Raw genomic sequence first — 20,980 nt, 5'->3', positions numbered from 1 at the left:
CCACCCGATCACTCTAGCCTCAACGCCTCCGCCGCCCCTGGCCACAGTCGATACGTCGGACCTTCCGATCATCATGCCGCTTAAGTAAGCGGCATTGCCCTTCGGGCAGGCCATACGGGGAGGACGGAAAAGCCCAAAAGCGGGCGCGCTGCGCGCGCCGGAAGATCGAAAGCACGCGCTGCGCGCGATCGGGGCTGGGTCGAGTGGTTCTGGTGGGGCGGCGAAAGGCGGGTGGTGCCGCGTGGGGGAGGCCAGGGCCCCGCCGTTGGTCCTGGCCTCCACAGTTGACTACGGGATCACCCTAATAACGGTTCAATCCGTCACTCTGCGTAGCTGAGATCAACAGGCTGAGACCGGGAGATCACCCCGAGTGGCGGTTCGACCGTGCAGCACCAACGATTAGGTCACGTGCGGGCCGCCACGTGCGCAGTGGTCATTACTACGGGGTACGGTTCGCCACTCGGAACCCGACAACGCCGTCGGGAATGTCTGCTCGATGAGCAGGGAGGGAGACGAGCCGTGCGTCGTCGAATGCGTGGCATCGCGGTGGCCGCGATCGCGCTGACCAGCGTTCTGTCGATGGCCGCCTGTGCGAAGGACAACGGGGGCACCGGAACCGGGTCGACCAACAACGCGTCGGGTGGGTGCAAGCTGGCGGACAAGCCGGCTGCCGCCACCGCGACCTCGGGCAGCACGTCCGCCGACGAGAAGGTGGACGGCAGCGCCCTCAAGGTCGGCCTCGCCTACGACATCGGCGGCCGTGGCGACGCGTCGTTCAACGACTCCGCCGCGGCGGGCCTGGACAAGGCCAAGTCCCAGCTGGGCATCAAGGAGGTCAAGGAGCTGACCGCCGCGCCCAACGAGGCCGAGGACGCCAAGCAGACCCGTCTGCGCCAGCTCGCCAGCGAGGGCTACAGCCCGATCATCGGTGTCGGCTTCGCCTACGCCGAGTCGCTGAAGGTCGTCGCGCCGGAGTTCCCGAACGTCAAGTTCGCGATCGTGGACGGCGTCGTCGAGGGCGCCGCGAACGTCACCCCGCTGGTGTTCGCCGAGGAGCAGGGCTCCTTCCTCGCCGGTGTCATCGCCGCCTACCAGTCGAAGACCTGCCACGTGGGCTTCGTCGGCGGCGTGAAGATCCCGCTGATCGGCAAGTTCGACGCGGGCTTCGAGCAGGGCGCCAAGACCGCCGCGCCGGACATCAAGATCGAGAAGAAGTACCTGACTCCGGCCGGTGACTTCACCGGGTTCCAGGACCCGACCAAGGGCCAGGAGGCCGCGAAGGGCCAGATCGAGGCCGGCGCGGACGTGCTCTACCACGCCGCGGGCGCTTCCGGCAAGGGCGTCTTCTCCGCCGCGAAGTCGGCCAACGTCAAGGCGATCGGCGTCGACTCCGACCAGTACAACCAGGCCACCGTCGCCGAGTCCAAGGACGTGATCGTGTCGTCCATGCTCAAGCGCGTCGACGTCGCCGTGTTCGACTTCGTCAAGGCGGTCGCCAAGAACGACCTCGCGAGCCTGCCGAAGGTCTTCGACCTCAAGGTCGACGGCGTCGGCTACGCCGAGTCCGGCGGCAAGATCGACGCCGACCTGAAGGCGGTCCTGGAGGGCTACAAGGCCCAGATCATCGAGGGCAAGATCAAGGTCTCGGACAAGCCGACGAGCTGATCCTCGCCGTGCGCATGGGCCTCGCGAGCACCCACTCGCGAGGCCCATTGCGTGGTTTTAGGAGCCTGAATGAGCACTAGCACCCCTGCCGCCACCGACGCCGGCACGCCCGCCGTCGTGCTGTCGGGCATCACGAAGCGGTTCCCCGGCGTGGTCGCGAACAGCGACGTCCACCTGACCGTGCGGGCCGGTGAAGTGCACGCGCTGTGCGGTGAGAACGGCGCGGGCAAGTCCACGCTGATGAAGATCCTGTACGGGATGCAGCAGCCCGACGAGGGCACGATCGAGGTGGCGGGCTCCCCGGTCCGCTTCCGCAGCCCGGCGGACGCCATCAAGGCCGGCATCGGCATGGTGCACCAGCACTTCATGCTCGCCGACAACCTCACCGTGCAGGAGAACGTCGTCCTGGGCGCGGAGTCCCTGCACGGCATCGGCGGCAAGGCCCGCAAGGTGATCCAGGAACTGGCGAAGTCCACCGGGCTGACCGTGGACCCCGGCGTGCTGGTCGAGCGGCTCGGTGTCGCGGACCGGCAGCGCGTGGAGATCCTCAAGGTGCTCTACCGGGGCGCCAAGGTGATCATCCTGGACGAGCCGACGGCGGTGCTGGTGCCGCAGGAGGTCGACGAGCTGTTCACCACCCTGCGCGCCATGCAGGCGCAGGGCTTCACGTTCCTGTTCATCTCGCACAAGCTGGACGAGGTGCGCGCGATCGCCGACTCCGTGACGGTGATCCGGCGCGGCACCACGGTCGGCACGGCCGACCCGAAGGCGGTCAGCTCCCGCCAGCTCGCCGAGATGATGGTCGGCAGCGAGCTGCCGAGCCCGGAGACCCGCGAGTCCACCGTCACCGACCGGGTGGTGCTGCGCGTGGAGGACCTCGGCCTGGTCGCCGAGGAGGGCACCCGGCCGGTGCTCGACGCCATCGACCTGGTGGTGCGCTCCGGCGAGGTCGTCGGCATCGCGGGGGTCGAGGGCAACGGGCAGACCGAGCTGGTCGAGACGATCATGGGCATGCGCAAGGCGCACCACGGCCGCGTGCTGCTCGGGGACCGCGACCTGACCAGGCTGGGCACGCTGGCCCGGCGCGAGGCCGGCATCGGGTACATCCCCGAGGACCGCCACCGCCAGGGGCTGCTGCTCACGCAACCGTTGTGGGCCAACCGGATTCTCGGCTACCAGACCCGCACGCCGGTGTCCAAGGGCCAGTGGCTGGACCTCGCGGGCGCGAAGAAGGACACCCGGCGGATCGTCGACGAGTTCGACGTCCGCACCCCCGGCATCGACGTGCCCGCCGCCGCGCTGTCCGGCGGCAACCAGCAGAAGCTCGTGGTGGGCCGGGAGCTGTCCGGCGACCCGGTGCTGCTCATCGCGTCGCACCCGACGCGCGGCGTGGACGTCGGCGCGCAGGCGCTGATCTGGGACGAGATCAAGCGCGCCCGGGCCCGCGGGCTCGCGGTGCTGCTCATCTCGGCGGACCTGGACGAGCTGATCGGCCTGTCGGACACCATCAAGGTCATGCTGCGCGGCCGGTTGGTCGCCGACGCCGACCCCAGCACGGTGACCCCCGAAGACCTCGGCAGCGCGATGACCGGCGCGGGCGCCACGAGCCCCGCGGTGGAAGCCGTTCGCGGCGCGGACCTGGAAGGCGAGTGATGGGAATCCTGCGCGGCAAGCTGCTGCCGCCCGCCCTGGCGATCCTGTTCTCCGCACTGCTGTGCGGCATCGCGCTGGTGGTGTCCGGCGCGAACCCGGCGGAGGCGTTCGGCGCCATGGTGTCCCAGGTCGGCGAGGGCACGACCGCCGTGGACATCGTCAACAGCACCGGCACGTACTACATCGCGGCGCTCGCGGTGGCGATCGGGTTCCAGATGAACCTGTTCAACATCGGCGTCGAGGGCCAGTACCGGGTGGCCGCCGTGGTCGCGGCGGTGTTCGGCGGCTCGTTCGCCCTCCCGCCCGGCCTGCACGCCCTGGCGATCATCCTGGTGGCCGCGCTGGTCGGCGCGCTGTGGGCGGCGATCCCGGCGATCCTCAAGGTCACCCGGGGCGTGAACGAGGTCATCTCCACGATCATGATGAACGGCCTGGCCCTGGGCCTGGCCGCCTACCTGATCCGCGAGGACGTGTTCGGCGAACTGCGCGGCAACAACATCCGCACGCCGGAGATCCACGAGAGCGGCTGGGTGCCGGGCATCTCGTTCGGCGCGTCGGGCACGGTGTTCGGCCTGGTGTTCCTGGCCGCCGCGCTGGGCATCGGCTACTGGGTGATGATGAACCGCACCCGGTTCGGCTTCGAGCTCAAGGCCTCCGGCGAGTCCTCGACCGCCGCGGCGGCCGGTGGCGTGTCGGCGAAGAAGATGGTGTTGATCGCCATGCTGCTCTCCGGCGGCATCGCGGGCCTGGTGTCGATGCCCGAGATCCTCGGCCGCGACCACACCTACAACCTGAACTTCCCGGCGGGCATCGGGTTCTCCGGCATCGCGATCGCGCTGCTGGGCCGCAACCACCCGGGCGGCATCGCGTTCGGCGCGCTGCTGTGGGCGTTCCTGGACAAGTCGGGCCTGGCGTTGGACAACGTCGGCGTGCCGAGGGAGATCGTGACGATCATGCAGGGTGCGATCGTGCTGTCGGTCGTCGTCGCGTACGAGGTGGTCCGCCGGGTCGAGCTGGCCGCCGAGCAGCGCCGGGTCGGCAAGGAGCTGGGGACGGTGGCGGCGTGAGCGAGCTTGCGAGCGAACCAATGAACACAGTGCTTTGTGCTCTTGATCCGGCGAGCGTCAGCGAGGCGGCATCATGAGCACGTCTCTGATGAACCCGTCCGAGGCCCCGACCACGGTTCCGCCGCCGCGCAAGGCCCGGCGCATCCCGGGCTGGGCGACCGCGATGATCGGCGTGGCGGGTGCGGTGGTCCTGCTGTCCACCACCTCCTACCTGACCGGTGTGCCGCAGTTGACGTCCACCGGCACCATCCAGACCGCCGTGCGGCTGGCGCTGCCGATCCTGTTGGCCGGTCTCGGCGGTCTGTGGGCCGAGCGCGCGGGCGTGGTGAACATCGGCCTCGAAGGCATGATGATCATGGGCACGTGGGGCGCCGCGTGGGCCGGCTACCAGTGGGGCCCGTGGGCCGCGCTGCTGGCGGCGGCCGTGTTCGGCGCGCTGGGCGGCCTGCTGCACGCCATCGCCACGGTCACGTTCGGCGTCAACCACATCGTGTCCGGCGTGGCCATCAACCTGCTCGGCGCGGGCCTGACGAAGTACCTGTCCACGCTGATCTTCTTCCCGCTGTCGAACAACCCGCGCGAGTCGCCGTCGGTGCCGAAGTTCGACACCTACTCCGCCGCCGGGTTCTCCGACTGGCTGGGCGAGCTGGAGGCGCAGCAGCGGGTGGGCCTGTCCGACGTGGCGGGCATCCTGCGCGGCCTGGTGACCGGCGTGTCCCCGTTGACGATGCTCGCGGTGGCCCTGGTGATCGGCAGCTACCTGGTGCTGTGGAAGTCGCGGTTCGGCCTGCGGCTGCGCTCGTGCGGCGAGAACCCGGTGGCCGCCGAGTCGCTGGGCGTCAACGTCTACCTCTACAAGTACATCGGCGTCATCGGGTCCGGCGCGCTGGCCGGCATGGGCGGCGCGGCGCTGGTGCTCAACCCCGGCCAGCCCGGCTATCTGGAGGGCCAGACCAACGGGCGCGGCTTCATCGGCCTCGCCGCGATGATCTTCGGCAACTGGCGGCCCGGCGGCCTGCTCGGCGGCGCGGCGCTGTTCGGCTACGCGGACGGGTTGCAGCTGCGCAGCGGCGGCAAGACGTTCCTCGCGCTGATCTACGGCGCGGTGCTGCTGCTGGCCGTGATCGTGATCTGGCAGCTCGTGCGGCGGCGCTGGTTCGCGGCGGCGGGCGGCGTCGTCGCGGCGGTCGTGCTGTACGCGGTGTACTACAGCGTCGACGAGGTGCCCAGCGAGCTGACCACCTACGCGCCGCACCTGGTGACGTTGATCGTGCTCGCCGTCGCGTCGCAACGATTGCGGATGCCCGCGGCGGACGGTGTGGTGTACCGCCGTGGTTGACGTCGACTGGGACGACCTGAGGGCTCGGGCGGTCGCCGCCGCGCAGGCGGCGTACTGCCCGTACTCGGGCCTGAAGGTCGGGTCGGCGGCCGTGTGCGACGACGGGCGGGTCGTCGTCGGCTGCAACGTGGAGAACGCGTCCTACGGCGTGGGGCTGTGCGCCGAGTGCACGATGGTGGGCCAGTTGCGGCTGACCGGCGGCGGCCGGTTCGTCGCCGTGGCGTGCCGCGGCGGCGACGGCGAACTGCTCATGCCGTGCGGGCGCTGCCGCCAGCTGCTCTACGAACTGGGCGGCCCGGACTGCCTGGTGGACACGCCCTCGGGCGTGCTGCCGATGAGCCGCGTGCTGCCCGACGCCTTCGGACCAGGGGATCTGCCATGAGTTTCACCGCGGTCGACGTCATCCGGGCCAAGCGGGACGGCGGCGTGCTGTCCGACGCGCAGATCGACTGGGTGGTGGACGCCTACACCCGCGGCGCGGTCGCCGACGAGCAGATGTCCGCCCTGGCCATGGCGATCTTCCTCAACGGCATGACCGCCGCCGAGACCGCGCGCTGGACCCGGGCGATGGTCCTCTCCGGCGAGCGGTTGTCGCTGGACGTGGGCCGCCCGACCGTGGACAAGCACTCGACCGGCGGCGTGGGTGACAAGATCACCCTGCCGCTGGCCCCGCTGGTCGCGGCGTGCGGCGCGGCCGTGCCCCAGCTGTCCGGCCGGGGCCTGGGCCACACCGGCGGCACGCTGGACAAGCTGGAGTCCATCCCCGGCTGGCGCGCCCAGTTGTCCGTGGCCGAGGTGACCGCGCAGCTGCGCGACGTCGGCGCGGTGATCTGCGCGGCGACCGAGGGCCTGGCGCCGGCGGACAAGAAGCTCTACGCGCTGCGGGACGTGACCGGGACGGTCGAGGCCATCCCGCTGATCGCCAGCTCGATCATGTCCAAGAAGATCGCCGAGGGCGCCGAGGCGCTGGTGCTGGACGTGAAGGTCGGCTCCGGGGCGTTCATGAAGACCGAGGAGCAGGCGCGGGCGCTGGCGCAGGCGCTGGTGTCCATCGGCGTGAGCCACGACCTCGCCGTCTCGGCGGTGCTGACCGACATGTCGGTGCCCCTGGGGCGGGCCGTGGGCAACGCGGTCGAGGTCGCCGAGTCGGTGGACGTGCTGCGCGGGTCCGGCCCGGCCGACGTCGTGGAGCTGACCCTGGCGCTGGCGGCGGAGATGCTGGCGCGGGCCGGCGTGTCCGCCGACCCGGCGGCCGTGCTGGCTGGCGGTGAGGCGTACGAGGTGTGGTGCCGGATGATCCGGGCCCAGGGCGGCGACCCGGAGGCCCCGCTGCCGGTGGGCGCGCACAAGCACGTCGTCGAGGCCCCCGAGGACGGGTACCTGGTGGCGCTCGACGCGTACGCGGTCGGTGTGGCCGCGTGGCGGTTGGGTGCGGGGCGTGCGCGCAAGGAGGACGCGGTGCAGGCCGGTGCGGGGATCCTGTGCCTGGCCAAGCCGGGTGACCGGGTGTCGAAGGGCCAGCCGCTGCTGGAGTTGCGCACGGACACGCCGGATGCGGTTCCGGCGGCGTTGGAGTCGCTGGAGGGCGGCTGGTCGATCGGCGAGTCGGCGCCGGCGGGTCGGCCGCTGGTGATCGACACCATCCGGGGTTAGTCGTCAGTTCGCCGGACTGGTTCACCCGGCACGTCGGTGCGCCGCGCCGGACCGTCTCGGCCGGCGAGTCGATGGGCGGGGTGCGCCCCGCCTTCACCACCCACCCGACCGCACTGCCGCCGCGCACACTGCCGTTCTGGCCAACCGCCGCACACGCGAAAGGCCCGGCTTGCTCCCCTCCCAGGGAGGCCGGGCCTTGTCAGCGCGTCCAGGGGCCGGTCAGGCGCCTTCGGCGGTCAGATCGTCGTCGTCCACGTTCCGGTTGTCGGTCGGCTTCGGGCCGTTCTTCCGGGTGCGCCGCTGCGGGCGGGGCAGGGCGGTGGGGGGCGGGGGCGGGGTGGGGGAGCCGCCGCCGAGGATGAGTTCGGCGAAGGTCGCCATGGCCTCGTCCAGTTGGCCGCCGATGCGCAGTTCCGACTCCTGGTTGCTCTTGCGCACCATCTGCGCGAGCGAGTCGGAGTCCGGGCGCGCCGACAGGGTGCCCTCGACCTTCGCGATGCCCTGCTCCACGACACCGGTCAGCTCGCCCAGGCGCGCGGCGAAGTCGTCCTCGACCGCGTCCAGGCGGGTGGTCATGGTGTCCAGGCGCGAGGTGACCTGCTCCAGGCGGGCCGCCAGGGCCTCCAGGCGGTCGGTCGCGTCGACCTGCTCGCGGGTCTCGTCCAGGGCCGCGTGCAGCGCCTCGCGGGCCTCGTCGAGCTTGCCGTGGACGGTGCTGCGGGTGTCGGCCAGCGACGCCGCCAGGGTGTCGCGGGTCTCCGCCACCGAACCGGCCAGCGCGTCGCGGGTCTCCGCCACCGAACCGGCCAATGCGTCGCGCGTCTCGGCCAGCGAACCGGCGAGCTGCTCGCGGGTCTGCTGCAACGACGTGGAGAAGGACTCGCGGGTCGAGTTCAGGTTGTCGCGGGTCTCGTCCAGGCGGCCGTGCAGCGCCGACGACGAGTCGGCCACGGACCGGGCCAGCGCCTCGCGGGTGCCGTCGAGGTGCTCGTGCACGCCCTCGTCCACCTCGTCCAGGCGACCGCGCAGCGCGACCTCCAGCGCCTCGATCCGCTCCCGCAGGGGACCGGTCACCGCGCCCGGCACGGCCTCGACCTTGCCGTCCTGCTTGTCCAGGTGCAGTTCGAGGTCGTCGAGCCGCTTGTGGATGTGGGAGAGCTTGTCCTCCAGGCCGTCCATGCGGCCCGCGACGCCCTCGAACCGGCCGGCGACGCCGTCGAGGCGGCCGTCGAGCTGGGCGAACGGCTTGGCCAGCTTGTCGACCAGCCCGTCCACCGCGCGGCCGATGCCCTGCACGGCGTTGTCCTGGGCCTCCAGCTTGGCCAGCGCCTCGTCCAGGCGCTCGGCCAGCACGCTGACCTCGGTGCGGTCGGGCAGCTCGGACAGGCGCTTGCGAACGGAACCCAGCGACTCCAGCGGGGACATCCGCGCGTGGATCTCGTCCAGTGCATCGAAGATCTGCTGCTGTTCGCTCTCACGGATCTCCGCGGCGCGCGTCAGCATGTTGCGCATCCGATCGAAGGACATCGTGGAGTTGTTGTTCTCGTTCACGGCTTCGAATGCCTTCGTCCAGGGGAGGGGAGACCTCCGGGAGCCTAACCGCGTCGGGGGCCCCGGCTGTACCACCCCCCGGCCCGAACTGCCTCCTCGGCACAGGTCCGTACTCCGTTCGGGTGACGCAGGCCGACCCTACTCGAAGGTAACCGGAGGCGCACCCCCGAGTGCTGTGGGTGACGATCCCCCGGGCGAGTGACTCAAGCCCGTGGATCGGTCGCGGAAAGTTCTGCATCACGAGTGCACAACACCGAAAGGGCCATCCGAGAGGGTGGTTCTCGCCACGCGGGATGACTCCGCGATGATCATACCGGGCATGATCATCGCCACGGTGGAACCGTCACGGCGTGTCGCGGGTACGGTGACCGCCATGCCAACCCCGCTTTCCCCGGAGGCCCTCCGCCGCGCGCCCAAGGTCGTGCTGCACGACCACCTCGACGGTGGCCTGCGCCCCCAGACGGTGATCGAACTGGCCGAGGCTTCCGGCCACCAGGGCCTGCCGACGACCGACCCGGTCGCGCTGGGCGCCTGGTTCCGCGACAACGCCAACTCCGGCTCCCTGGTCCGCTACCTGGAGGGCTTCGCCCACACGTGCGGCGTCATGCAGGACGAGGCCGCGCTCGTCCGCGTCGCCTCCGAGGCCGCGCAGGACCTCGCCGAGGACGGCGTCGTCTACGCCGAGATCCGGTACGCGCCCGAGCTGTTCACCGGGAAGGGCCTGTCGCTGGAGCAGGCGGTCGAGGCCGTCCAGGAGGGCTTCCGCCAGGGCGAGGCCGCCACCGGCCACCGCATCCGGGTCGGCACCCTGCTGTGCGCGATGCGCCAGAACGACGGCTGGCAGCGCATCGCCGACCTGGTGGTCCGCTACCGCGACCAGGGCGTGGTCGGCTTCGACATCGCCGGGCCCGAGCTGGGCTTCCCGGCCGACCGCGAACTGCCCGCGTTCGAGTACCTGCGCGAGCAGAACGCCCACTTCACCATCCACGCGGGCGAGGCCGACGGCCCGGAGTCGATCTGGCGCGCGGTGCAGCACTGCGGCGCGGAGCGCCTGGGCCACGGCGTGCGGATCGCCGAGGACATCGACGGCGACAAGGTGGGCCACCTGGCCGCCTACGTGCGCGACCGGCGCATCGCCCTGGAGATGTGCCCGACCTCCAACATCCAGACCGGCGCGGTGGCCTCGCTCGCCGAGCACCCGATCAAGCGGCTGGCGGACCTGGGCTTCCGGGTCACGGTCAACACGGACAACCGGCTGATGAGCGACTGCACCATGTCCGGCGAGTTCGGCGTGGTGGTGGAGCAGTTCGGCTTCGGGTGGGACGACCTGCGCCGGTTCACGGTGGACGCGGCCGACTCCCTGTTCCTGCCGCTGGCCGAGCGCAAGGCGCTGATCGAGGACGTGATCACGCCCGGGTACGCCGCCCTCCAGCAGTAAGGGTCCGCTCGAACGACGAAGGGGCTCCCGCCGGTCACGTGGCGGGAGCCCCTTCGGGAGCGCCTCTAGTGGACGCGGAGCCGGTCTAGTGGACGCGGAGCCGGTCCTCGAAGGCCGCGACCAGCGTGCGCCAGGCCGCCACCTCCTTGTCGAACGGCGCGCTCGGCGCGAGCCGCGTCGGGTCCGGCTTGAGCACGTAGGACACCAGCCAGCCCAGCGACTCGGACTGGTTGAGCGCCACCTTCACGGTGTCGTCGTGCGCCCAGTCGCCCGCGTCCTCCAGCAGCTCCACCGCGAGGTCGAGCTGGGTCGGGTCCACGGCGTCCGGGCCCTCGGCGATGTCCTCGTCCAGGCCGGTGAACACGTACACGTTGTCCGGGTCCACCTCGACCTCCAGGTCGCCGCCGGTGGCCTTGACCACCAGCTCACCCCACGTGGACACCTCGGCCAGGTCGCTGTCGTCGGCCTCGACCACGAACCGGGACAGCGCGCGCGGCGAGCCGAACACGTCGATCTTGCCCTTGCGGCCCAGGAACAGCGGCTGGTCGTCGAGGTAGCAGCGCAGCGTGTAGTACTCGCCCGCCCCGGTGATGATCTTGATGGGGTCGATGCCGACCTCACCCCAGAAGCCGACCGGCTCGTCGCCGTCCTCGTCGTCCTCGTCGTCGTCGGAGTCCGAGGCGACCGCGACCGCGTTCTCCTCCTCGAACGCCGCGAGTTCCTCCTGCGCGACCTTCAACGCCGGCTCGTCCACGTCGGGTGCGGTGACGACCTCGTCGATCGCGTCGAGGACCTCGTCCCACTTCTCCGCGACGACCTCGGCCAGCTCCGTCCACAGCGCCTGGCCCTCGCGGCCGGTGAACGGCAGCGTGCCCTGCGGCAGCAGCGCGAAGCCCTCCGCCGAGTCGAGGATCTCGTGGACCTTCTCCAGGTCGCACACGTCGGCCAGCGACCGCACGATCGACACCACGTCGGCCAGCTCGCCGATGACCCAGGTGTCGGGCTCCTCGGCGACCAGCTCCGGCACGCCCACCAGGTCGAACTGGTGGTTGTCGTCGGGCGACAGCTCGCCGACGGACAGCCCCGGCACCACGTGCCACGCCGGGTGGTCGGTCAGGTCGTGCTCTTCGGCCGTGCGCACGAACGCCGCGAGGTGCGCGGCGTCGGGGAAGGCGTAGAGGTCGTCCTCGTGCCCGAGGAAGGCCTCCCACTCCTCGCCCTCTTCCCGCCAGCGGGGAGCCCACAGGGTGACCACATCACCCTGGGTGAGTCCCAGCTCGATCGGGACGATGTCCTGAGCCATCCGACCTCCCGGTCACGCCATGCCCCTTTGGATGCGGCCCAAAGCCTACGGGGTCGAGATCCACCTACCGCCGTTGACCACGGAAAGGGTCGGCGAAGAAGTCGTCATCGTCGTCGTCCTCGGGCGGCGGAGCCGGTCGGGACCTCGGCGCGGACGTCTGCTGCCCGGCCCACGGCGGAGTCGGGCGGCCCTGCTGAGCGGGTGCTCCCCGAGGCGGCTCACCCGGGATCGTCGGTGCCGCGTGAGACGATCGATCCGGGGGCCGGAGGCCGCCGCCCGGTGCGAACCCCGGCTGCGGCGCGAACCCGGGCTGCGGTGCGAACCCGGGCTGCGGCGCGAACCCGGGCGTCGGCGGTCCGGCGTGCTGCTCGGCTTCGGCTCGGCGGGCGAAGGGGGGCGGTCCGGCGAAGTCCTCGATCGCCATCGCCATGCTGTCGCCCAGCGACTTGGCCAGCTCGTTGTAGCTGGTCTGCACGGCCGCATCGACCGCCAGTCGCGCGGTCTCCGTCACCAACCTGCCCACGGCGTCCGGTCCGTGCCCCAGCGCGGCCGGCTGGATGCGGACCGCCTGGAGCGCCCCCACCGCCGACGCCGTCACGGTCACCAGCCCGGACGGGTGCGTCGCCGTCCCGACCACCCGCGCCAGCACGTCGGTCAGCCGGTCGGCCGCCGAGATCCGCTCCTCCTGCGCCGAAACCCCCGGCACGCTCACCGCGGCCCCCTCAGGTACGAGTCGCCGAAGTCGTCCTCGACGCCGCCCGCCGGGAACCCGATCTCGGTCAACGCCTTCGACGTCGCCGGGTCCACCAGCCGCGCCAACGACTGGTGCATGCGGGCCGCCGCGTCGGCCGCCGCCCGCGCCGCCACCCGCACGATCTCGGCGCCCAACGCGTCCGCGCCCATGTTCAGCGCGGCGGGGGAGATCCGCACCTCCCGCGGTGGCGCGCCGGGCGCGGTCACCACGGTCACCGCGCCGTCCGAAGAAGACGCCCGGCCGAGCACCGGCCCGGTGCGCGCGATGTGCCGCGACACCTGTGCTTCCACGTCCGCGACCCGCCGGGCCGCGCGCTGCGTCTCGTCCACGTCCTCAGCCCGTCGGTCGGTAGAAACCCATGAAGCCCATGCCGATGTTGTCCGTGCGGATGGGGTTCACCTGGACCGGGTCGCCCGCCTCCACCATCTGCCCGTTGCCGATCACCATGGCCACGTGCCCGTCCCACACGACCAGGTCGCCGGGCAGCAACTGGCCCGGCGGCACGGACGCGCCCATCGCCTGCGAGGACGCCGGCCGCGGGATGTCGAACCCCGCCTGCCCGTACGCCCACTGGGTCAGGCCCGAGCAGTCGGTGCCCTGCGGCGGGTTCGCGCCGCCCCACACGTACGGGGTGCCCAGCGCGGACAGCGCGGCCCGCACGGCCCTCGCCGCGGTCTCGTTGGGCGCTTCGGCGCTGCTGCCGTCGGGCAGGTTCACGCCCACGCCGGTGCCGGGCTGCGGCGGGATCGCGACCGGCAGGCGCGGACCCGACGGGCCGCCGCCCCCACCGCCACCCCCACCGCCGCCACCACCGCCGCCGCCACCGCCGCCGCCGGAGCCGCCACCGCCGCCGGGGGTGCCGGGCGAGGACGGGTCGCGCCCGCCGTCGTCGACCGACGACACCTTGGTGTCACCGCCGGACTCGACGCCCAGCGGGTCGCCCAGCCCCTTGAAGTCCGGCTCGGGCAACGCCTTGAGCCGGTTCGCCACGTTCGTCAGCTCGGTGCGGACGCGGTCGAGCTCCTGCTTCGACCTGCCCTCGTACTCGCGCGCCTTGGCCACCACGTCCGCCGCGACCGCGAGCACCGCGCCGATCCCGCCGAACAGCGACGCGGCGACGGCGGCGGCCAGCCGGGGCTGCGCGTAGCCGGTGAAGTCGTCGATCAGGCCCTGGATGGCGGTCTTGCCGGAGTTGACCGCGTTCACCGCCGTGGTGGCGGCGTCCTGGGTCGCGGTCGCGTTGCGGGACAACAACTGCACGCCGCTGGAGAACGACGTGACGCGCCCCTGGAACGCGGTCGCCTTCTCGCCGTACCAGGTGCCGAGCACGGTGTTGGCGGCGCTGGTGTGCCGCCCGTCGACCTCGGTCAGCGCCGAGGCGGCCCGCCCGAAGGAGTCCGCGGCGCGCGTCGCGCCACCGGTGTCGCCCTCCAGCTTGGCCAGGTCGTCCTTCATGGGCTGGATCAGGGAAGCCAGGAACCCGGCTACGTCGAACATCCGCTAGACCCGGTACGCGCGGTTGAGTGAAGCGCCCTGCTGCGCCTCCTGCTCGGTGTAGGCGGTGGCGGCCTTGGACACGGCCGTGGCGAACGCCGACAGCCCGCTCGACGCGGCGGCCACACCGTCCACTTGGGTCTGCGCCGCCTGCTGGAACGCCGCCCCCAGACCGACCTCGTCGCCGATCCTGCCGAAACTGCCCGCGGCGAGCGACGTGGTGCCGGCCAACGTGGACGTGCCGATCGCGCCGACCTCGCCCGCCAGGCCCGAAGCGGTGCCGCTGTAGGCCGTCAGCGCCGCGGTGTCGACGGCGAAACCCGAGTTCACCCAAACCCCCCTGCTGGTGCTGCTGACGACCGCGATCCTGCCCGATCCGACCCGGTCCCGTCGGGCATTCGGGCAGATCCTCCCCTGATGGGCGGTACCCCGCGCGCCGTCCGCACCTGATCATGGGTGCGTGGGAGCACTGCGCCATTGGGAGCGGATCGTGGCGTGGCTCGCCGACCACGCCACCTCGACCGCTGCCGCGTTCATCGCCCCCGAGGACGCCGCCGCCGTCGAGGCGCTGGAGGTGGCGAGCGGTCTCACGCCGCCCGAGGACCTGCGCGCGTGGTGGGCCGTGTGCGGCGGCACGCAGAACCTGGCGTTCGCCGAGGTGCTGCCCCCGTTCTACACGCCGCTGGGCCCCACGAACGCGCTGCGCTCGTGGCGGCTCAAGGAGCGGTTCTGGCCGGTCGACCTCGACTCCGAGGCGGGCACCCCCACGGTCGGCTTCCACCCGAAGTGGCTGCCGATCGCCTTCGACGGCTGCGGCGACGCCCTGGCGGTGGACCTGCGCCCCGGCGTGCTGTCCGGGTGCGTGGTCGAGTGGGACCGCGAGCGCGGCGAGATGCTCAAGCCCGAGTGGACCAGCCTGGACGAGATGCTCGACCAGGTGGCGACGGCCCTGGAGCACCGCGGCCGGCTCGGCCACTGCGAGCCGGTGATCACCACCGACGGCCGGTTGACCTGGCGGACGGACTGACGGCGGACACCACGTTCCGGTATCATCGAGGTTACGGGTTTTCGCTGGTCAGGCGCTGTGGGGGCGGGTATGGCGGACGTGCACGACGTGGCCGCGGCGGTGCTGCACGCCACCGGCCCCGAGTCGCCGATGAAGCTGCAGAAGCTGCTCTACTACGCCCAGGCCTGGCACCTCGCGAAGTACGACGAGCCGATGTTCGACGCCCGCATCGAGGCGTGGCGGCGCGGGCCCGTGGTGCCCGAGGTCTACCACCGGCACCGCTTCCAGACCCGGGTCGGCGAGTGGGACGAGGGCGACCCGCGCGGCCTGTCCGACCGCGAACGCGCGGTGGTGGACGACGTGGTCGACCGCTACGGCAAGTTCAGCCGCCACGAGCTGAGCGACATGGCCCACGCCGAGGGACCGTGGCGCGAGGCGCGCGGCGACCTGCCCGAGTCCGAGCCCAGCAGCGCCCCCCTGTCCAACGAGGCCATGGCCCGCTACTTCCGCCGCCTGTTCCGCGACCCGGAGCAAGCGTTTGCGGACGCCGTGGCCAGCGTGCGCCTGGAAGGGTTGGACGTCCCGGCGGAGACCGAGCGCACGATGCGCGCGGTCGCGGCGGGCGAGTTGACCGTCGAGGACGCCATCGCCCGGGAAATCGAGGCCATCCGCAACCGGTGACCTCGGCCGACCCCTACACCGACCCCACCACCGGCGTCCTCCGCAACCACTTCGGCCTCACCGACCGCGCGGAGTGCGACCGCGCCGAGGCCCGGCTGAGCGCCCTGCGCCTGGGCGAGCTGGCCATCACCCCGTTGCCGGGGCTGTACGACCTGGCCCACCTGCGCAAGTTCCACCGGCACATCTTCGGCGACCTCTACCCGTGGGCGGGCGAGGTGCGGCGGGTGAACATCACCAAGACCGCGACCTTCGCGGCGTGGCAGCAGGTCGAGCCCTACGCGCACTGGCTGTTCGGCGAGCTGAAGAAGGAGCAGTACCTGCGCGACCTGGCCGGACCGGCGTTCCTCGACCGGTTCACGCACTACTTCGCCGAGGTCAACGCGCTGCACCCGTTCCGGGAGGGCAACGGCCGCACGCAGCGGGCGTTCTTCGGGCAGTTGGCGCTGGAAGCGGGCTGGGTCGTCGGTTTCGGCTCGCTGGAACCGACGGCGTTCGGGTCGGCGTGCCGGGAGTCGATGAGCGGCTCCGCGGAGCCCCTGCGGGGGTTGCTGGCCGAGGTGACCCGCCCGGCACGGGCACAATGATCGCCATGCCGAAGGTCTTCGTCGCCGGACCCGTGTCGTGGAACCGCCTGGTCGAACTCGACCACCTGCCCGAGCCGCGCCCGCACACGGTCTTCGCCCGCGGCCACCGCACCACGCTGGGCGGCACGTCCGCCGGCAAGGCCCTCAACCTCGCGTACCTGGGCGCGGAGGTCACCCTGCGCACGGTCATCGGCGACGACGAGGAGGGCCGCCGGATCACCGAGGTGCTGACGTCGGCCGGGGTCGAGGTGATCGCGGAACGGGCGCCCGCCAGCGAGCAGCACCTGAACCTGATGACCCCCGAGGGCGGACGGCTGTCGATCTACCTCGAACTGCCCTCGCTGACCACCGCCGAGCACGACGCCCGCGCCCTCGCCGCCCTGGCCGCCGCCGACGCCGCCGTCATCGACCTGGCCGACCCGGCGCGGCCGTTCCTGGCGGCGGCCCGGGAGCGCGGCGTGCCGGTGTGGTGCGACGTGCACGACTACGACGGGAAGTCCGCGTTCCAGCAGGACTTCGTGGCCGCCGCCGACCACCTGTTCCTCAACGACGACGGCATGTCCGAGGCCGAGCTGCTCGCGTTCCTGGCCCGGCACGGCCGCGCGGTCGCCACCCAGGGCGCCAAGGGCGCGACGGCCGTGGTGGCCGGCGAGACCCACCACGTGGACGCCGTGCCGGTGCCCCGCATCGTCGACACCAACGGCGCGGGCGACGCGTTCTTCTCCGGCTACCTGGTCGCCCACCTGTCCGGCGCGGACACGCCCACGGCGCTGCGGGCCGGCGCGGAACAGGCCGCGCGCTGCCTGGCGTCCCCCGACCTCGCGCCCGCGAAGCCGGGGGACTGACCGGTCACACCCCGATCGGGTGCCAGACGGTCTTGGACTCGACGAACGCGCGGATGCGGGACAGGTCCGGCTCGCGGGTGAAGTCCTCGGCCGGGCGGGCGCGCAGCACGCGCTTGACCGTGCCCGCCGCCGACTGCTCCAGCTCCGCCCGCAGCGCCTCGGGCGCGCCGGTCAGGTCCAGGGCGTTCACGTCGGCGTGCGAGGCCAGCCACGGCGCGATCTCCGCCGTGCGCCCGGTCAGGACGTTGACCACCCCGCCCGGCAGGTCGGAGGTCGCGAGCACCTCGGACAGCGTCACCGCGGGCAGCGGCCGGTCCTGCGAGGTCACCACGACCGCGGTGTTGCCCGCCGCGATGACCGGCGCGACCACGCTGATCAGGCCCAACAGCGACGACTGCTGCGGCGCGAGCACCGCCACCACGCCGGTCGGCTCCGGCACGGAGAAGGAGAAGTACGGCCCCGCCACCGGGTTCGACGCGCCGAGCACGGTGGCGATCTTGTCCGTCCACCCGGCGTACCAGACCCACCGGTCGATCGCCGCGTCCACCAGGGCCTGCGCCTTCTTGACCGCCACGCCCTCGGCCGCGGCGACCTCGGTGGTGAACTGCTCGCGCCGGCCCTCCAGCACCTCCGCCACCCGGTACAGCACCTGGCCGCGGTTGTACGCCGTCGCGCCCGACCAGCCCGGGAACGCCTTGCGGGCGGCGGCGACCGCGTCCCGGGCGTCCTTGCGGGAACCCTGCGCCGCGTTGGCCAGGAAGGCGCCCTTGGTGTCGGTCACCGGGTACGAGCGGCCCGACTCCGAGCGCGGGAACGCGCCGCCGATGTAGAGCTTGTAGGTCTTCGCCACGGAAATCCGCTCAGACATCGAGGTACGCCTCCAGCCCCGTGCGACCGCCCTCGCGGCCGAAGCCCGACTCCTGGTAGCCGCCGAACGGGGCGGTGGGGTCGAAGCGGTTGAACGTGTTGGCCCACACCACGCCGGCGCGCATCTTCTGCGCCGCCCACAGGATGCGCGACCCCTTCTCGGTCCAGATGCCCGCGGACAGCCCGTAGGGCGTGTTGTTCGCCTTCGCCACGGCCTCGTCCGGCGTGCGGAACGTCAGCACCGACAGCACCGGCCCGAAGATCTCCTCGCGCGCGATCCGCATGGCCTGCGACACGTTGGAGAACACCGTGGGCGCGAAGTAGAAACCCTTGTCCGGCAACGGGCACGCGGACGTCCACCGCTGCGCGCCCTCGGCCTCGCCGGACGCGGTCAGCTCCTGGATCTTCGCCAGCTGCTCGCGCGAGTTGATCGCGCCGATGTCGGTGTTCTTGTCCAGCGGGTCGCCCACGCGCAGCGTCGAGACCCGCACCCGCAGCTTCTCCAGCAGCTCCTCGGCGACGGACTCCTGCACCAGCAGGCGCGACCCGGCGCAGCACACGTGGCCCTGGTTGAAGAAGATGCCGTTGACGATGCCCTCGACGGCCTGGTCCAGCGGGGCGTCGTCGAACACGATGTTCGCGGCCTTGCCGCCCAGTTCGAGGGTCAGCTTCTTGCCGGTGCCCGCGAGCTGCCGCTGGATGACCTTGCCGACCTCGGTGGACCCGGTGAACGCCACCTTGTCGACGTCCGGGTGGTTCACCACGGCCGCGCCGACGTCACCCGCGCCCGGCAGGATGTTGACCACGCCCGGCGGCAGGTCGGCCTGCTGGATGATCTCGGCGAGCACCAGCGCGGACAGCGGGGTCGTCTCGGCCGGCTTGAGCACGACGGTGTTGCCGCAGGCCAGGGCGGGTGCGATCTTCCACGCGGCCATGAGCAGCGGGAAGTTCCACGGGATCACCTGGCCCGCGACGCCCAGCGGACGGGGGTCGGGCCCGAGGCCCGCGTAGCCGAGCTTGTCCGCCCAGCCCGCGTGGTAGAAGAAGTGCGCGGCGGCCGTCGGGACGTCCACGTCCCGCGACTCCTTGATCGGCTTGCCGTTGTCCAGCGACTCCAGGACGGCCAGCTCGCGCGCCCGTTCCTGGACCAGGCGGGCGATGCGGAAGATGTACTTGGCGCGCTCGGCGCCGGGCATCTTGCCCCAGACCCGGTCGTAGGCGCGGCGGGCGGCCTTGACGGCCTTGTCCACGTCGGCGGTCGAGGCCGTGGAGACCTCGGCGAGCACCTCCTCGGTGCCCGGGTTGACGGTCTTGAGCGGCTCACCGCCGCCCTCGACGAACTGGCCGTCCACGAACATCCGGTAGTTCGGCTTGAGGTTCGCGATGTCCCGCGACTCGGGCGCGGGCGCGTATTCCCACATGATCAGTCCACCGTCACGTAATCGGGGCCGCTGTAGTGGCCTTCCAACTGGGTGCGCCGCTGCATCAGCAGGTCGTTGAGCAGCGTGGACGCGCCGAACCGGAACAGCTCGGGCGTCAGCCACTCCGGCCCGGCGACCTCGTGCACCGCCACCAGGTACTTGATCGCGTCCTTGGTGCTGCGGATGCCGCCCGCGGGCTTGACGCCGCGCAGCTGCCCGGTCTGGGTGTGCCAGTCGCGCACCGCCTGGAGCATCACGTGCGTCACCGGCAGGGTCGCGGCGGGCGTCACCTTGCCGGTGGAGGTCTTGATGAAGTCGCCGCCCGCGAGCAGGGCGAGCCAGGAGGCGCGGCGGACGTTGTCGTAGGTGGCCAGTTCGCCGGTCTCCAGGATGACCTTGAGGTGGGCGTCCCCGCAGGCGTGCTTGACCTGCACGATCTCGTCGAACACCTGGCCGTAGCGGCCGGACAGGAACGCGCCGCGGTCGATCACCATGTCGATCTCGGTCGCGCCCGCGTCCACCGCGAACGCCGTGTCCTCCAGCTTCACCTTCAGCGAGGACCGGCCGGACGGGAACGCGGTCGCCACGGACGCCACGTCGATGCCCGTGCCTTCGAGTTCGCCGACCGCCGTGGCGACCATGTCCGGGTACACGCACACCGCGGCCACCTTGGGCACCTCGGGCCGCTCCGGGTCGGGCCGCCGGGCCTTCGCCGCGAGCGAGCGCACCTTGCCGGGCGTGTCCGCGCCTTCGAGCGTGGTCAGGTCGACCATCGAGATGGCGGTGTCGATGGCCCACAGCTTGGCGGCCTTCTTGATGCTGCGCGTGCCCAGCCCGGCCGCGCGCTGTTCCACCCCGACCTGGTCGACCCCGGGCAATCCGTGCAGGAAGCGGCGCAGCGAGGCGTCGTCGCGCACCGCGTCCGCGAGCGCCGGCGGCAGCGACGGCGCAGTCGATGTGGCAGCCATGGCCCGAGTCTAAGCGGATTGGGACGCCCGTCCTAAGTGAAGCCGTCCGCGCTGGTCAGCGGCTTTTGTCGGGGGTTGTTCGTACGATCGGGGCAGGCTTTTCGCACCGTCCCGGACTAGGAGTCGCCATGACCACCCTGCCCGACCGGCCCCACACCGCGCTGCTCGTGATCGACGTGCAGAAGGGCGCGGTCGACGCCGCCCACGACCGCGACGCGGTGGTGGCCAACATCCGCACCCTGGTCGACCGGGCGCGCGCCGAGTCGGTGCCCGTGGTGTGGGTGCAGCACTCCGACGACGACATGCCGGAGGGCAGCGAGAGCTGGCAGTACGTGCCCGAGCTGGAGATGCGCGCCGGCGAGCCCGTGGTCCACAAGAACTACGGCGACTCGTTCGAGGACACCGACCTGGAGGCCGTGCTGGCGGCCCGCGGCGTGGGCCGGCTGGTGGTGGCCGGGGCGCAGACGGACGCGTGCATCCGGTCCACGCTCCACGGGGCGCTGGTCCGCGGCTACGACGCCACGCTGGTGGGCGACGCGCACACGACCGAGGACCTCAGCGCCCACGGCGCGCCGCCGCCCGCCCAGGTGATCGCGCACACCAACCTGTACTGGAAGTACCAGAGCGCGCCGGGCCGCAAGGGCGGGACGGTCAGCACGCAGGAGGTCACCTTCACCGGCTGACCGCCCGC

At 72.0% G+C, this 20,980-nt stretch carries 21 protein-coding genes; 12 read left to right on the top strand and 9 right to left on the bottom strand.

Annotated elements, in window-relative coordinates; translation table 11 throughout:
* The first annotated feature begins 531 nt into the window (after positions 1-531).
* The 6 genes from ABD126_RS37325 (at position 532) to ABD126_RS37300 (ending at position 7,377) form a co-directional block, all read left to right on the top strand.
* Entirely contained in the window at positions 532-1,665 is a 1,134-nt protein-coding gene (locus tag ABD126_RS37325) for a BMP family lipoprotein (protein WP_343940152.1), read from the top strand.
* Positions 1,666-1,734: 69 nt separating this feature from the next.
* Entirely contained in the window at positions 1,735-3,318 is a 1,584-nt protein-coding gene (locus ABD126_RS37320; RefSeq protein WP_343940140.1) for an ABC transporter ATP-binding protein, read from the top strand.
* Entirely contained in the window at positions 3,318-4,385 is a 1,068-nt protein-coding gene (locus tag ABD126_RS37315) for an ABC transporter permease (RefSeq protein WP_343940138.1), read from the top strand. Before ABD126_RS37320 ends, ABD126_RS37315 begins: the two co-directional genes overlap by 1 nt.
* A 73-nt stretch (positions 4,386-4,458) precedes the next feature.
* Positions 4,459-5,724, top strand: a complete 1,266-nt coding sequence (locus tag ABD126_RS37310) for an ABC transporter permease (RefSeq protein ID WP_343940136.1) — start codon at positions 4,459-4,461, stop codon at positions 5,722-5,724.
* A complete protein-coding gene (locus ABD126_RS37305; protein WP_343940134.1) occupies positions 5,717-6,106 on the top strand; it encodes a cytidine deaminase in 390 nt (129 codons plus the stop codon). The genes ABD126_RS37310 and ABD126_RS37305 overlap by 8 nt, the downstream gene beginning before the upstream one ends.
* On the top strand, positions 6,103-7,377 hold the full coding sequence (locus ABD126_RS37300) for a thymidine phosphorylase (protein ID WP_343940132.1): 1,275 nt from the start codon (positions 6,103-6,105) through the stop codon (positions 7,375-7,377). The genes ABD126_RS37305 and ABD126_RS37300 overlap by 4 nt, the downstream gene beginning before the upstream one ends.
* 219 nt (positions 7,378-7,596) lie before the next feature.
* Here ABD126_RS37300 and ABD126_RS37295 read toward each other — a convergent pair whose 3' ends face one another.
* Positions 7,597-8,928 (bottom strand): hypothetical protein, encoded by a 1,332-nt coding sequence (locus ABD126_RS37295; protein WP_343940130.1) that lies wholly within the window; start codon positions 8,926-8,928, stop codon positions 7,597-7,599.
* A gap of 373 nt (positions 8,929-9,301) precedes the next feature.
* Here ABD126_RS37295 and ABD126_RS37290 point away from each other — a divergent pair, with 373 nt between their 5' ends.
* Positions 9,302-10,366 carry an adenosine deaminase gene (locus ABD126_RS37290; RefSeq protein WP_343940128.1) on the top strand — a complete coding sequence of 355 codons (1,065 nt, stop codon included), beginning with the start codon at positions 9,302-9,304 and terminating at the stop codon, positions 10,364-10,366.
* 85 nt (positions 10,367-10,451) lie between these two features.
* On the opposite strand, the gene ABD126_RS37285 is transcribed toward ABD126_RS37290, so the two are convergent.
* The 5 genes from ABD126_RS37285 to ABD126_RS37265 all read right to left on the bottom strand — a co-directional run bounded on the left by ABD126_RS37285 (position 10,452) and on the right by ABD126_RS37265 (position 14,247).
* Complete coding sequence (locus ABD126_RS37285; protein ID WP_343940126.1) at positions 10,452-11,669, bottom strand: primosomal protein; 1,218 nt, start codon at positions 11,667-11,669, stop codon at positions 10,452-10,454.
* A 64-nt stretch (positions 11,670-11,733) separates the two neighbouring features.
* Complete coding sequence (locus ABD126_RS37280) at positions 11,734-12,381, bottom strand: YbaB/EbfC family nucleoid-associated protein (protein WP_343940124.1); 648 nt, start codon at positions 12,379-12,381, stop codon at positions 11,734-11,736.
* Positions 12,378-12,752, bottom strand: coding sequence for a hypothetical protein (locus ABD126_RS37275; protein ID WP_343940122.1), 375 nt, complete (start codon positions 12,750-12,752; stop codon positions 12,378-12,380). Before ABD126_RS37275 ends, ABD126_RS37280 begins: the two co-directional genes overlap by 4 nt.
* A 4-nt stretch (positions 12,753-12,756) precedes the next feature.
* Positions 12,757-13,920, bottom strand: coding sequence for a bifunctional WXG100 family type VII secretion target/C40 family peptidase (locus ABD126_RS37270; RefSeq protein ID WP_343940120.1), 1,164 nt, complete (start codon positions 13,918-13,920; stop codon positions 12,757-12,759).
* Positions 13,921-13,923: 3 nt separating this feature from the next.
* Positions 13,924-14,247 (bottom strand): type VII secretion target, encoded by a 324-nt coding sequence (locus ABD126_RS37265; protein WP_343940119.1) that lies wholly within the window; start codon positions 14,245-14,247, stop codon positions 13,924-13,926.
* A 130-nt stretch (positions 14,248-14,377) separates the two neighbouring features.
* Here ABD126_RS37265 and ABD126_RS37260 point away from each other — a divergent pair, with 130 nt between their 5' ends.
* From ABD126_RS37260 to ABD126_RS37245, 4 genes are all read left to right on the top strand, one after another.
* On the top strand, positions 14,378-14,944 hold the full coding sequence (locus ABD126_RS37260) for an SMI1/KNR4 family protein (protein ID WP_343940118.1): 567 nt from the start codon (positions 14,378-14,380) through the stop codon (positions 14,942-14,944).
* A gap of 69 nt (positions 14,945-15,013) precedes the next feature.
* Positions 15,014-15,604, top strand: a complete 591-nt coding sequence (locus ABD126_RS37255; protein WP_343940116.1) for a type II toxin-antitoxin system antitoxin SocA domain-containing protein — start codon at positions 15,014-15,016, stop codon at positions 15,602-15,604.
* Complete coding sequence (locus tag ABD126_RS37250) at positions 15,601-16,188, top strand: Fic/DOC family protein (protein ID WP_343940114.1); 588 nt, start codon at positions 15,601-15,603, stop codon at positions 16,186-16,188. Before ABD126_RS37255 ends, ABD126_RS37250 begins: the two co-directional genes overlap by 4 nt.
* Before the next feature lie 5 nt (positions 16,189-16,193).
* Complete coding sequence (locus tag ABD126_RS37245; RefSeq protein WP_343940112.1) at positions 16,194-17,033, top strand: carbohydrate kinase family protein; 840 nt, start codon at positions 16,194-16,196, stop codon at positions 17,031-17,033.
* 4 nt (positions 17,034-17,037) lie between these two features.
* Here the strand turns inward: ABD126_RS37245 and ABD126_RS37240 are convergent, their stop codons facing one another.
* The 3 genes from ABD126_RS37240 to deoC are packed head-to-tail and all read right to left on the bottom strand — an operon-like array spanning position 17,038 to position 20,289.
* Entirely contained in the window at positions 17,038-17,901 is an 864-nt protein-coding gene (locus tag ABD126_RS37240) for an aldehyde dehydrogenase family protein (RefSeq protein ID WP_343940110.1), read from the bottom strand.
* Entirely contained in the window at positions 17,894-19,327 is a 1,434-nt protein-coding gene (locus ABD126_RS37235; RefSeq protein ID WP_343940150.1) for an aldehyde dehydrogenase family protein, read from the bottom strand. Before ABD126_RS37235 ends, ABD126_RS37240 begins: the two co-directional genes overlap by 8 nt.
* A complete protein-coding gene (gene deoC / locus ABD126_RS37230; RefSeq protein ID WP_343940108.1) occupies positions 19,324-20,289 on the bottom strand; it encodes a deoxyribose-phosphate aldolase in 966 nt (321 codons plus the stop codon). The genes ABD126_RS37235 and deoC overlap by 4 nt, the downstream gene beginning before the upstream one ends.
* Before the next feature lie 128 nt (positions 20,290-20,417).
* Between deoC and ABD126_RS37225 the strand changes: the two genes are divergently transcribed.
* The gene (locus ABD126_RS37225; RefSeq protein WP_343940106.1) at positions 20,418-20,972 is read left to right on the top strand and encodes a cysteine hydrolase family protein; all 555 of its coding nucleotides are present in this window, start codon (positions 20,418-20,420) and stop codon (positions 20,970-20,972) included.
* The last annotated feature ends 8 nt before the right edge of the window (positions 20,973-20,980 follow it).

The organism is Saccharothrix mutabilis subsp. mutabilis (assembly GCF_039521145.1).
GTDB lineage: Bacteria > Actinomycetota > Actinomycetes > Mycobacteriales > Pseudonocardiaceae > Actinosynnema > Actinosynnema mutabilis.
This window is presented reverse-complemented; position numbering and strand designations above follow the sequence as displayed.